This window comes from Galenea microaerophila (assembly GCF_054657255.1).
Genome location: NZ_BAAHWZ010000001.1, coordinates 652677 through 664797, shown reverse-complemented (window position 1 = coordinate 664797; position 12121 = coordinate 652677). Strand labels below are relative to the sequence as shown.

15 protein-coding genes are annotated in these 12121 nt (G+C 45.8%); 10 read left to right on the top strand and 5 right to left on the bottom strand.

The features are described from left to right. Nucleotides 1–74 precede the first annotated feature (74 nt). The 8 genes from glyA to thiL all read left to right on the top strand — a co-directional run bounded on the left by glyA (nucleotide 75) and on the right by thiL (nucleotide 6867). Nucleotides 75–1352, top strand: coding sequence for a serine hydroxymethyltransferase (glyA, locus tag ACYQ05_RS03240; protein WP_459818278.1), 1278 nt, complete (start codon nucleotides 75–77; stop codon nucleotides 1350–1352). Between the two features lie 13 nt (nucleotides 1353–1365). Further along, nucleotides 1366–1845 (top strand): transcriptional regulator NrdR, encoded by a 480-nt coding sequence (gene nrdR, locus ACYQ05_RS03235; RefSeq protein WP_459818276.1) that lies wholly within the window; start codon nucleotides 1366–1368, stop codon nucleotides 1843–1845. A 2-nt stretch (nucleotides 1846–1847) separates the two neighbouring features. Further along, a complete protein-coding gene (ribD, locus tag ACYQ05_RS03230) occupies nucleotides 1848–2999 on the top strand; it encodes a bifunctional diaminohydroxyphosphoribosylaminopyrimidine deaminase/5-amino-6-(5-phosphoribosylamino)uracil reductase RibD (RefSeq protein ID WP_459818274.1) in 1152 nt (383 codons plus the stop codon). Nucleotides 3000–3013: 14 nt separating this feature from the next. Next, complete coding sequence (locus ACYQ05_RS03225) at nucleotides 3014–3679, top strand: riboflavin synthase (protein ID WP_459818272.1); 666 nt, start codon at nucleotides 3014–3016, stop codon at nucleotides 3677–3679. Nucleotides 3680–3688: 9 nt separating this feature from the next. Beyond that, the gene (gene ribBA, locus ACYQ05_RS03220; RefSeq protein WP_459818270.1) at nucleotides 3689–4825 is read left to right on the top strand and encodes a bifunctional 3,4-dihydroxy-2-butanone-4-phosphate synthase/GTP cyclohydrolase II; all 1137 of its coding nucleotides are present in this window, start codon (nucleotides 3689–3691) and stop codon (nucleotides 4823–4825) included. A 10-nt stretch (nucleotides 4826–4835) separates the two neighbouring features. Continuing rightward, nucleotides 4836–5297, top strand: coding sequence for a 6,7-dimethyl-8-ribityllumazine synthase (ribH, locus tag ACYQ05_RS03215; RefSeq protein WP_459818269.1), 462 nt, complete (start codon nucleotides 4836–4838; stop codon nucleotides 5295–5297). After that, the gene (gene nusB / locus ACYQ05_RS03210) at nucleotides 5297–5797 is read left to right on the top strand and encodes a transcription antitermination factor NusB (RefSeq protein WP_459818267.1); all 501 of its coding nucleotides are present in this window, start codon (nucleotides 5297–5299) and stop codon (nucleotides 5795–5797) included. The genes ribH and nusB overlap by 1 nt, the downstream gene beginning before the upstream one ends. A gap of 74 nt (nucleotides 5798–5871) precedes the next feature. Continuing rightward, nucleotides 5872–6867, top strand: coding sequence for a thiamine-phosphate kinase (gene thiL / locus ACYQ05_RS03205; protein ID WP_459818265.1), 996 nt, complete (start codon nucleotides 5872–5874; stop codon nucleotides 6865–6867). 27 nt (nucleotides 6868–6894) lie between these two features. On the opposite strand, the gene aroG is transcribed toward thiL, so the two are convergent. Beyond that, on the bottom strand, nucleotides 6895–7965 hold the full coding sequence (gene aroG / locus ACYQ05_RS03200) for a 3-deoxy-7-phosphoheptulonate synthase AroG (protein ID WP_459819034.1): 1071 nt from the start codon (nucleotides 7963–7965) through the stop codon (nucleotides 6895–6897). 208 nt (nucleotides 7966–8173) lie between these two features. On the opposite strand from aroG, the gene ACYQ05_RS03195 reads away from it, so the two are divergent. Next, entirely contained in the window at nucleotides 8174–8467 is a 294-nt protein-coding gene (locus ACYQ05_RS03195) for a DUF3579 domain-containing protein (RefSeq protein WP_459818263.1), read from the top strand. Between the two features lie 22 nt (nucleotides 8468–8489). Here the strand turns inward: ACYQ05_RS03195 and ACYQ05_RS03190 are convergent, their stop codons facing one another. The 4 genes from ACYQ05_RS03190 to ACYQ05_RS03175 all read right to left on the bottom strand — a co-directional run bounded on the left by ACYQ05_RS03190 (nucleotide 8490) and on the right by ACYQ05_RS03175 (nucleotide 11287). Next, nucleotides 8490–9290: a prepilin peptidase gene (locus ACYQ05_RS03190; RefSeq protein WP_459818261.1), complete on the bottom strand. Its 801-nt coding sequence runs from the start codon at nucleotides 9288–9290 to the stop codon at nucleotides 8490–8492. Between the two features lie 11 nt (nucleotides 9291–9301). Further along, nucleotides 9302–9679, bottom strand: a complete 378-nt coding sequence (queD, locus tag ACYQ05_RS03185; protein WP_459818260.1) for a 6-carboxytetrahydropterin synthase QueD — start codon at nucleotides 9677–9679, stop codon at nucleotides 9302–9304. A 42-nt stretch (nucleotides 9680–9721) separates the two neighbouring features. Further along, on the bottom strand, nucleotides 9722–10591 hold the full coding sequence (locus tag ACYQ05_RS03180) for a polyprenyl synthetase family protein (RefSeq protein ID WP_459818258.1): 870 nt from the start codon (nucleotides 10589–10591) through the stop codon (nucleotides 9722–9724). Between the two features lie 93 nt (nucleotides 10592–10684). Continuing rightward, nucleotides 10685–11287, bottom strand: a complete 603-nt coding sequence (locus tag ACYQ05_RS03175) for a peroxiredoxin (RefSeq protein ID WP_459818256.1) — start codon at nucleotides 11285–11287, stop codon at nucleotides 10685–10687. A gap of 175 nt (nucleotides 11288–11462) precedes the next feature. On the opposite strand from ACYQ05_RS03175, the gene ACYQ05_RS03170 reads away from it, so the two are divergent. Continuing rightward, complete coding sequence (locus ACYQ05_RS03170; protein ID WP_459818254.1) at nucleotides 11463–12086, top strand: CBS domain-containing protein; 624 nt, start codon at nucleotides 11463–11465, stop codon at nucleotides 12084–12086. The last annotated feature ends 35 nt before the right edge of the window (nucleotides 12087–12121 follow it).

Genomic DNA, 12121 nt, shown 5'->3' with positions numbered 1-12121 from the left:
ATAAAGTAAAACTGCCCATCTTTACAACAAATCGGGTAAAATTTATTTTTTAGCTGAATTAGGAGATCCTCTGCATGTTTAAGAAATCGATGAAAATTGAAGGATATGATGAGGTTTTGGCGGAAGCGATTCAAGCAGAAGCCCAACGTCAGGAAGATCATATTGAATTGATCGCCTCTGAAAATTACACCAGCCCTCGAGTTATGGAGGCGCAAGGCTCTGTTTTAACCAATAAATATGCAGAAGGGTATCCAGGAAAACGCTATTATGGTGGGTGTGAGCATGTAGATGTGGTTGAACAGCTGGCGATTGATCGTGCTAAAGAACTGTTTGGTGCTGATTATGCCAATGTTCAGCCTCATTCAGGATCTCAAGCCAATGGCCCTGTTTATATGGCGCTATTGAAACCCGGTGATACAGTGCTAGGTATGAGTTTGGCAGATGGTGGGCACTTAACCCATGGTTCTCATGTGAGTTTTTCGGGCAAAATTTACAATGCTGTACAGTATGGTTTAAATCCTGAAACGGGTGAAATTGACTACGAAGAAGTGGCGCGTTTAGCACGTGAGCATAAGCCTAAAATGATTATTGCCGGTTTCTCAGCCTATTCACAAATTGTCGATTGGCAAAAATTCCGTGATATTGCAGATGAAGTGGGCGCTTATTTACTGGTCGATATGGCGCATGTGGCGGGGTTGGTGGCAGCAGGTGAATATCCCAGCCCTGTACAAATTGCAGATGTCACCACAACGACTACCCATAAAACTTTACGCGGTCCGCGTGCCGGCTTGATTTTAGCCAAATCTAATCCAGAAATTGAAAAGAAACTGAACTCAGCCATCTTCCCAGGTGCCCAAGGGGGCCCATTAATGCATGTGATTGCTGCCAAAGCGGTCGCCTTTAAAGAAGCGATGGAACCAGAATTTAAAACCTATGCTAAAAATGTGATTAAAAATGCGAAAGCGATGGCACAAGTGTTTATGGAACGTGGCTACGATGTGGTCTCAAAAGGCACGGAAAACCATCTTTTCTTGGTGAGCTTTATTGAGCAGGGCTTAACTGGTAAGTTAGTCGATGCCGCTTTGGGTGCGGCTCACATTACCGTGAATAAAAATGCGGTGCCTAATGATCCGATGTCCCCTTTTGTCACCAGCGGTATTCGTATCGGGACGGCAGCCATTACCACGCGTGATTTCGATGAAAATGATTCTACGCAACTTGCGCATTGGATGTGTGACATTATTGACACATGTAACCAAGGAGAAGAAAGTTGGGATGAAGCGGTCGTTAGTGAAGTTCGCGAAAAAGTGAAAGCTTTGTGTGCCTCTAAACCCGTTTATGCGGATGAGTAAGCACTAGTTTTTTATGCATTGTCCTTTTTGTAATGCGCCTGATACCAAGGTGGTAGACTCTCGTCTTGCAATGGAGGGAAGTCAGGTTCGACGCCGCCGCCTCTGTTCAAATTGCGGCGAGCGTTTTACCACCTATGAAACCGCTGAGCTTTCGCTGCCGAGAGTCATTAAAAGCGACGGCAATCGAGAGCGCTTCGATGAAGGGAAAATACGTCGTGGATTAATTAAGGCGTTGGAAAAACGCCCTGTTGCCAGTGAAGAGATTGATCGAGTGGTGAGCCAGATCACCAAGCGCTTAATGTCTGAAGGGGTAAGTGAAATCCATTCTTCACAGATCGGTGAATGGTTAATGGAAGCCTTACGCGAGATAGATCAAGTCGCTTATGTGCGTTTTGCATCGGTTTATCGCTCTTTTCAGGATGTGAATGCTTTCCGTGAAGAAATCGAGCGTCTGGTGCAAGCGACAACCGCGCAAAGAAGCCGAGATGATTAAAGATGAATACCCCCAACTTTTCCCAGCAAGATGAGCAGTGGATGCAACGGGCTTTAGCCTTAGCGCAAAAAGGCCGTTATACCACCGCACCGAATCCCGCTGTGGGGTGTGTTTTAGTTAAAGATCATCAGGTGGTCGGTGAAGGCTGGCATCAAAAGGCGGGGGAGCCGCACGCTGAACGCATTGCCTTAGCGCAAGCGGGCAGTCAAGCTGAGGGCGCAACGGCTTATGTTACGCTGGAGCCATGCTCACACTATGGACGAACGCCACCGTGTGCAGATGCACTCATAGAAGCAGGGGTTCGCCGCGTAGTCACCGCGATGGAAGATCCCAATCCAAAAGTCTCGGGGAAAGGCATACAAAAGCTACAGCAGGCAGGCATTGAGACAGAGGTGGGCTGTTTGCAGTCGCAAGCCGAAGATTTGAACCCTGGGTTTATTTGTGCGATGAAGCATAAAAGGCCTTTTGTGCGTTTAAAGATGGCGGCAACTGTAGATGGCCGTACGGCGTTGAAAAATGGTGAGAGTCAATGGATTACCGGAGCGCTTGCACGGCAAGAGGTGCATAAACTTCGTGCCTTGCATGGAGCGATCATCACCGGCATTGGTACCGTCTTGGTAGATGATCCGAGCTTAACCGTGCGCTTGTCGGAAACAGTCTTAAAAGATTTATCTCTTGAAGAAGCTCCCCATCCTTTGCGCGTGGTATTGGATCCGCATTTGAGCATGCCACTGGAGGCAAAAATGCTCACCTTGCCTGGGCGCACTTTGATTATGACCACTCATGAGGCGGCAGAGCTTTCCCCTGAAATTGCCGATGCGCTGATGGAAAAGGGGGCTGAAATCATCGCCGTTTCAGCTGAAGAAGATCGCATTCATTTGCCAACGGTACTGGAATATCTGCTGACACAGGAGCAGGTGCTTGAAGTGATGGTGGAAACCGGTGCTATTTTAGCGGGGGATTTTGTTCAGCAAGGATTGGTAGATGAATATCATCTCTTTACCGCACCGAGTCTATTAGGGGATGAAGCACGCCCGATGTTTCATTTGCCACAAATAGATTCAATGGATGATAAAATTAAGCTCGCCTATCAATCTGTGCAAAAAGTCGGGGATGACCTCTACACAGTTTTAACCCCGAGTACTGAAATTTAGAGGGCTCTAGTAGGATGTTTACAGGAATTATTGAAGCCGTTGGCACCATTCGCAAGATTGAACCCCGTAATGGGGATTGGCGTTTGACGGTGGATACAGGCAAGTTAGACATGAGTGATGTCCAGCTGGGGGACAGTATTGCCACCCATGGCGTCTGCTTAACAGTAATTGAGTTAGGGGCAAATGACTATGTGGCGGATGTTTCAAATGAGACCTTAAATGTGACTACGCTCGGTCATTTAAAGGTCGGAGACCCTGTCAATTTAGAAAAAGCCTTACGTTTACAAGATCGATTGGGTGGACACTTAGTCAGCGGTCATGTTGATGGTGTCGGAGAAGTGATCAGTTTAACGCCTGAGGGCAGATCTTGGCGTTATCGGTTTTCGGCCCCCACTGAATTGGCAAAATATATTGCTGCAAAAGGCTCTATTTGCATTAATGGCATTAGCTTGACGGTGAATGAAGTGGAAGGCAATGCTTTTGGTGTCAACATCGTGCCGCATACACGGGAAGAAACGTCGATTAAATACCTGCAAGTGGGCAGTCCTGTTAATTTAGAAGTCGATTTATTAGCGCGTTATTTAGAGCGTCTGCTGGCGGCTCCGCAAGCATCCGAAACTGAACAGGTGGAAAGAAAACCCATCACTGAGCAATATTTAGCAGAGCATGGATTTAAATAAGGATTTTACATGGCATTAAATACCATTGAAGAGCTTATCGAAGATTATAAGCAAGGAAAAATGGTCATCCTGATGGATGATGAGGATCGTGAGAATGAAGGCGACTTAATGGTGCCTGCTGAGACAGTGACGCCTGAAGATATTAACTTTATGGCACGTTATGGGCGAGGATTAATCTGCTTAACCTTAACTCGTGAACGCTGCCAGCAACTCCATCTGCCTTTGATGGTCACCGATAATAGTGATCCTGAAGGGACGAATTTTACCGTTTCTATTGAGGCGGCAGAAGGTGTGACCACCGGGATTTCGGCTCAGGATCGAGCAACGACCATTCGCACTGCAGTCGCTCCCAATGCGACCAGTGAAGATATTGTGACACCTGGACATGTATTTCCACTTATGGCTCAGCCAGGGGGCGTTTTGACGCGTGCAGGCCATACGGAAGCCGGGTGCGATCTGGCTAAACTGGCCGGCTTTGAACCTGCTTCAGTCATTGTGGAGATTATGAATGAAGATGGCACCATGGCACGGCGTGATGATCTGGAAAAGTATGCACAACAACATGGTTTCAAAATTGGCACTATTGCGGATCTCATTGAATACCGATTGAAACATGAAAAGACCATTGAGCGTGTTACCGAGTGCAAATTGCCTACAGCTTATGGAGAGTTCCGTCTATTGGGCTATGAAGATATTTTAGAACATCGTGCCCACTTTGCTTTAGTCTATGGTGATATTTCATCGGAAGAGGCGGTCCCCGTTCGCGTGCATATGGCGGATACTTTGTGTGATCTATTTGCCTCTCAGCGTGAAGAGTGTGGTTGGCCGCTGTCAGCTGCCATGCAGCAGATTGTAAAATTGGGCAAGGGCGTGATTGTGGTCTTACGCAAACATGAAGAAGGCACTGAATTATTGGATAAAATTCAGCAGTATCAATTAAAAGATTTAGGGATTCAATCGCCGGAACTGATTACAGAAGATGATCATAAAACGTTTGGTTTAGGAGCGCAGATTTTAAATGACTTAGGTTTGAAAAAACTGAAAGTGATTGGATCGCCGATGAAAATGGGCGCGCTTAGCGGTTTTGGTTTAGAAGTCGTTGAGACGCTTCCAAAAGAATCACCTAAAGCATCACATCAGGAATGAAGGAAAAATAATGACGAAAATTGAAGGGAGTTTACTGGCTCAAGGACTCAAAATTGGGTTGGTTGTTGGTCGGTTTAATAGTTATATCGTGGACAGTTTAGTGAGTGGCGCAATTGATACCATTTTGCGTCACGGTGGATCAGAAAGCAACATTACCCAAGTCATGGTGCCAGGGGCGTTTGAAATTCCCGTAGCAGCACAGAAAATGGCGGCTTCTGGTGAGTATGACGCCATTGTTGCCTTAGGCGCAGTGATTCGTGGCGGCACGCCGCATTTTGACTATGTGGCTGGAGAGTGCGTTAAAGGTTTGGGGCAGATTCAATTACAAACTGGGGTGCCCGTTTCATTTGGCGTCTTGACAGTGGATACTATTGAGCAGGCCATTGAGCGTGCCGGCACCAAAGCGGGAAATAAAGGCGCAGAAGCGACCTTGGCCGCGATTGAAACAGTGAATGTATTAAAGCAACTCTAATGAACAAAGATACTTTAGAAAATATTCAACAAGCCCAGCCAGGAATGGGTGAAGAGGTTAAGGAAAAGCCCATTAAGCTTTCTCCGCGAACAGCTGCGCGTCAGGCGGCGTTGCAAGCCCTCTATCAATGGCTTATGAATGTCGATGACCCTTATGAGATCATTAAGCAATTCCAGTTAGAGAATCGGCTAGAAGGGGTGGATGTGGCTTTGTTTAATGAGCTGGTCACGCAAGTGACCCGTCAGTCAGATGCCCTAGATGCCTTGTATGAACCCTATTTGGATCGTTCAGTCACTTTAATCAATCCTGTGGAAAAAAGCATTTTAAGGCTGGGCGTCTATGAGCTAAAAAATAAGCCAGAAATCCCTTATCGTGTGGTTTTGAATGAGTCGGTAGAACTCGCTAAACGCTTTGGCGCTGAAGAGAGCCATAAATATATCAATGGCGTGCTCGATAAGGTTGCTAAGTCATTAAGAAGTTTAGAGTTTCAAAACACTTAAAACACCTAATTGAAATTTAACTTATATTCACTAAAAGCCCATTCTGGGCTTTTTCTTTAGGCTGGAATCACTTTATGCCTCATGAATTTTCCATTATCGACCAGTACTTTAAGCCATTAAGCCAACCTTTGGATCAAGGAGAAGTTGGCATTGGGGATGATGGCGCCTTGCTGAATCAACATGCCAATTGTCAATTGGTTGTGGTTACGGATACGATGGTTTCTGGGGTTCACTATCCAGAGCAGACGTCCGCCTTTGATATTGGTTGGAAATTATTAGCGGTAAATTTAAGTGATCTCGCCGCCATGGGGGCTCAACCGAAGGGGTATTCTCTTGCAGTGACCTTGCCTGCTGTAGATGAGTCTTGGTTGCGAGGCTTTACGGATGGATTACAGGCTCTGGCACGCGAGTTTCATCTGCCTTTGATTGGCGGAGATACCACCCGAGGTGCACAAACCGTTTTAACCCTTTCTGCACTTGGAGAGGTTCCCACAGGACTGGGAATTCTGAGAAATGGCGCACAAACTGGCGATCTAATTGCTGTCAGTGGGGTATTAGGCAGCGGCGGTTTAGGCTTAGAGTGGGTGTTATCCAGTCAGCAAGATCAAATGGCTTCTGAAGAGGTATTAAAACTCAATCGTCCTCAACCGAGAGTGGCATTGGGACAAGCTTTACGGCAAGCAGGCTGGATACACAGCATGATAGATATTTCGGATGGTTTGGTGGCAGATATTGGCCATATTTGTAAGGCTTCAGCCTGTGCAGCTGTGATCGGATTGCAGCAACTCCCGATGTCGCCAGCAGTGAAAGCCTATGTTGAGCAACAGGGCTATCAATTACCGCTCGCGGCAGGGGATGATTATGAGCTCTGTTTTACCTTTTCCCCAGAAAAATTGAAGGAAGTACACACCATTGCTCAAGCATTGGGTGAGCAGGTGACGGTCATAGGTCAGATCATTCCCGCTGACTCTAACGAACCGGTTAGGATTGTGCCAGACCTAAACCAGAGCCCTATGACCCCGAAACCAGCGAGCCATTATCTATTAAAGTCGGGCTTCCAGCATTTTTAGCCCGCCTATTACGGGTGTTAAGTTCGCTTAGGATGATTGAACTTTACGACGGTTTCTCACCCCTTCGGCCAGTAATTCAAGCACTTGTTCGCTGTCTTCCCAGCCTAGGCAAGCATCAGTAATGCTCTGTCCATAAGTGAGGGGTTTTCCAGGTTCAATATCTTGTCGGCCAGCAACCAGGTGACTTTCAACCATGGCGCCCATAATATAAGGCGTACCTTCAGACAGTTGGTCACGAATCGATTCCGCGACATTGATTTGTCGCTCATGCTGTTTGTTGCTGTTCGCATGACTACAATCGATCATTAATTTATCTTGTACGCCCGCTTTTTGTAACTCTGCAACGGCTTTTTCAACATGCGGTTTGTCATAGTTTGGACCCTCATGTCCGCCACGCAGAATGACATGACAATCAGGGTTGCCGGTTGTAGAGAAAATGGCCGACTTCCCTTCTTTGGTCAATGACATGAAAATGTGCGGGTTGTTGGCCGCACGAATGGCATCGACCGCCACTTTGATACTGCCATCGGTGCCATTTTTAAAGCCAACAGGGCAGGAGAGTCCAGAGGCCAGTTCGCGATGGCCTTGGCTTTCCGTTGTGCGCGCGCCAATTGCGCCCCATGAGACTAAGTCCGCAATATATTGAGGAGAGATTAAGTCTAAAAACTCGGTGGCTGCAGGCACCGATAAGTTATTGATATCCAATAACAGTTTTCGAGCAAGTTCCAGCCCTTTATTGATTTTAAATGATTCATTGAGGTCGGGATCATTGATTAAACCTTTCCAACCTACAGTTGTTCGAGGCTTTTCAAAATAGACTCGCATCACAATGAGAAGGTCCTCAGCAAATTGATCCATCTGGGTTTTGAGCTTTTCAGCATACTCTAAGGCAGCTTCAGTGTCATGGATGGAACAGGGACCAATCACCACCAGAAGACGATCATCACGCCCAGTTAAGATATTGTGAATTTGTTGGCGCGTATCATAGACGGTTTTAGCAGCGGTTTCCGTAATGGGGTATTGCTGGTGTAAGTCAATAGGGGGACGAACTTCAGTAATTTGTTTAATTCGAAGATCATCAGTACGATACTGTGTCATGCCAGGGCCTTTTAATCTCTCTATTAAAAGGCGTATTATGCCATTTTTAAGGTGATTTTGCGCTGTTTTAGCCATTTTTAGCCGTAGAGACATCTCGTGCAAAGGTCTCTTTTAAATTTATCGTGAAATACGCTCTTGAAGCACGCCATCTTTGATTGGGCTATGATAAAATTATAATAATATGGATTAACAAAAAAGGAAAAGCAAGGTGGATTGTCGATATATTATTGAAGGGTTTACTGAAGATGGAAGGAAATTTCGTCCCAGCGACTGGATTGACCGCATCGCATCGATGAAGGCTTCCTATGGACCTTCTCATCGTTTGGTCTATCATGATTATCTTCACCCTGAACGCTATAATGGGCAAAAGTGTTTAATTATTGATGAGCGTTTAAAAGATGAAGATCCAGAGATGTTTCAATATGTGTTGGACTTTGTGAAAGCCAACAAATTGAAAATGAGTCATGTATGCGATATTGATCAGGCGCGCTTAGGTGCCTAAATCGCCAATTAAACGTAGCTACTTAAACGTTTAAAATATTACCGAAAAACAGAAAGATCCAGCCACCAAGCGCTAAAAAAGGACCAAATGGCATCGGTTCATTTAAGCTTCGAATTCTTAGTAAGCCTCCGAGTAGGCCAATCACAATGGTGCCTAAAGCCGCAATCAGAATAATGAGCGGTAAGGCATCAAATCCAAACCAAGCACCCAGCGCTGCGAGGAGTTTGAAATCGCCATACCCCATACCTTCCTTGCCCGTGAGCGCCTTAAAGCTCTGAAAGAGGAGCCATAAAATTAAATAGCCCATTGCTGCTCCCCAGATGGCGGATTCAGGTGAGGTAAACAGCCCTTGCGTATTTATAAGCAATCCGATCCAGAGCAAAGGCAGGCTTAACACATCTAGAATTAATTGATGTTCAATATCAATCACACTAATGGTCAGTAAAAACCAATTAAAAATGAGCGCCGCCATCCCTTTTTCACTGAAACCAAAATGCCATAAAATATAGGCAGTAGAGAGCGCACTGAAAAGTTCGATCAGCGGATAGCGTTTTGAAATGGGTGTGTTGCATTGATGACATTTCCCCGCACTGGCAAGCCAGCTGAGCAGTGGAATCAGGCGATACCAAGGCAGGGGGGTATCACATTGTGGACAATGAGAACGCCCTTTTTTCAGTAACAGTTCTGAGACAGAAGCCTCTTCTAAGACAACCTTGGGCAGCCGGTAGCTGAGCATGGAAATAAAACTGCCGACAATTAGACCTAAAGCCGTACCGACAAGCGCAAGCGCTAATGGCGAGAGTGCGTGCAGTTCACTGAACATCTAACAAGCCATTATTCAGAGTAGGTGACGCAGTTACGATCATTTTCCCAGACAGTGAGGCTGTGAAGGCGGACTCGTTCAGTTTGAATGCGCGCATTGATGACTTGATAGAGATAAACCGCAATATTTTCCGCAGTCGGATTAACAGTTTGAAAATAGGGGTGATCATTGAGATAGGTGTGATCTAATTCCTCAATGACCAATTTGGTTTGTCGTTTTATTTCTTTAAAGTCAATGACCATGCCCACTTCATTGAGCTCATGGCCTTCAACTTGCACTTCAATTTTCCAGTTATGCCCATGTAGTCTGGCACAGTCCCCATCATAACCGCGAAGGCTATGGGCAGAGGCAAAGTCTAATACAGTTTTTAAAATAAATTTTTGAGCCATGGTCGATCCAGTGATTAGAATAGACGGTTTATTATAGCGATTTTAATGGTCTCTTTCAGCAATATAATCAATCAGTTGATGGAGAAATGGATTTTCAATCGGCAACTGCTCCAGCAATTGATGCGCATGTTGAATCAATTGCTCTCGATAATTTTTTGCCTGCTCCATGCCCATGAGTAGAGGAAAAGTGGATTTTTGGGCGGCAAGGTCACTGCCTTGCGGTTTGCCCAGTGTTTCCGTATCGGATTCAATATCCAGAATATCATCTTGAATTTGAAAGGCTAAACCGATCAGTCGTCCCAGCTCAAAGAGTTGAGGAGAGAGGCGGGCATAGTGCTCAGAAGGGGTTGCCCCTAACAACAAAGCAGTCTGAATCAAGGCGCCCGTTTTGCACTGATGAAGCTGTTCAAGTTGTGGAAGAGTGATGCGTTTTTGCTCAGATTGCATATCTAAGATTTGACCGGCCACCATGCCTTGAGCACCTGATGCTTGGGCTAAAAGTTGGATTTGTAATACGCTCAACGGTGGAGAGGTGGGGGCTGAGGCTAAGACTTCAAATGCCAGTGTTTGCAGCGCATCGCCAACTAAAATCGCCGTGGCTTCATCAAATTGAATATGACAGGTCGGCTGACCGCGACGCAGCTCATCGTCATCCATCGCAGGCAGGTCATCATGAACAAGGGAGTAGCAATGGATAAGCTCTATGGCGACCGCAGCTGCATCCACTTGTGCTAAGGGAAGGTTTAAGCCTTCAGCTACAGCAAAGACCATCGCGGGGCGAATTCTTTTGCCTTGATTCAGGGTGCTGTAATGAAGCGCTTCCTTAAGCGGGCTGGGCGCATCAACAAGCGCTAAGGTTTCATGCAGCAAGGTTTCTAATCGATTTTGATAGGGAGTCAGTAAATGCTTCATAATGGGTATTGTAGTGCAAATATGAAAAAGCCGTCATAAAGACGGCTTTGAAGGTGCTCAGAAAAAGAGCTCAGATGAATAAGCGGCTAAAGCTTAGAGTTCATCTGCATGTTTGGCAAGGTATTCAGCGACACCATCAGGTGAATCTTTCATGGTTTCTTGGCCTTTTTGCCAACCCGCAGGGCAGACTTCCCCCATTTCTTCATGGCATTGCAAAGCTTCAACCATGCGAATCATTTCGTCTACATTACGGCCAAGTGGCAGGTCATTTACAACTTGGTGACGCACAACGCCCTCTTTGTCGATTAAGAAACTGGCGCGAAGGGCGACATTACCAGGATGGCGGATACCGTAGGCATCCATAATGGCACCGCCTAAGTCAGCGACCAGTGGGAATTTAACTGGACCTAATCCGCCTTTTTCAACTGGCGTATTGCGCCATGCATTGTGGGTGTACTGAGAATCCACTGAAATACCGATAACTTCAGTATTGAGCGATTTGAATTTATCCACACGATGATCAAATGCCAAAATTTCTGAAGGACACACAAAAGTGAAGTCCAAAGGATAGAAAAAGACAACGGCATATTTACCCGAAATATGGCTTTTAAGATTAAAATCTTCAACAATTGTGCCGTCGGCTAAGACAGCCGCAGCAGTAAAATCAGGCGCAGTTTTGGTCACAAGTACAGACATCAGTTTTATCCTCCAGGTATAAGAATTTAGAGTTTGTTAGTATAGTGTAAGTCATCATCTTTTTCCAATAGGGATGATTGAATGAAAAAATAGGGATTTTCTATTGAGTATGGGTGTAAGCAGTCGATAAAGCGTTTAAAATCTCAATACGTACAGCCTTAATTGCGGAGAAATTATGTTTATTGTCTATAGTCCTGAAGGCCAAAGTTTTATTGGCGTGCCGCCGCCTAAGCCGGAACTTAAAGTGGATGGGGTGCATCCAGTTAGGGCTATTGGTGAAAATCCCGAAGAGGAAAAGTCGTCCCCTCAAACGCATCCTCATCCACATTCAAACCCTTCCATATCCGCTTATGAGTCGGTAAAAGAGACGACGGCAAAACAGGTTTTGGTCTTTGTCCGAGAGATCATGTCATCACCTGTGATTACGTTGGATATTTCGGCAGATTTAAATCAAGCTTGGCAGACGATGCAGAAAAGTCATGTCCATGCATTGCCTATTTTAAAGGAGGGGCTATTAACGGGATTGATCACAGAGTCAGAATTGATTTTTTATTGCCTGAATCATCCCAATGCGCGGGTTGAAGACTTGCTCAATGAATCGGTCACGGTCTGTATGCAGAAGCAGGTGATTACCACTTTACCGCAAACGGAAATACGACGGGTGGCGATGGTGATGCACCAATATAAAGTCCACGCACTGCCGGTAATGAGTGAGATGGGAGAGTTGGAGGGGATGATCACTCGCAGTGATCTCATTGAGAGGCTGGCAGAGCCGCCGCCACTTGAGTTATATGTTTAAATTAAAATGGTTATCGCTCTTTTCGATCAATCTGA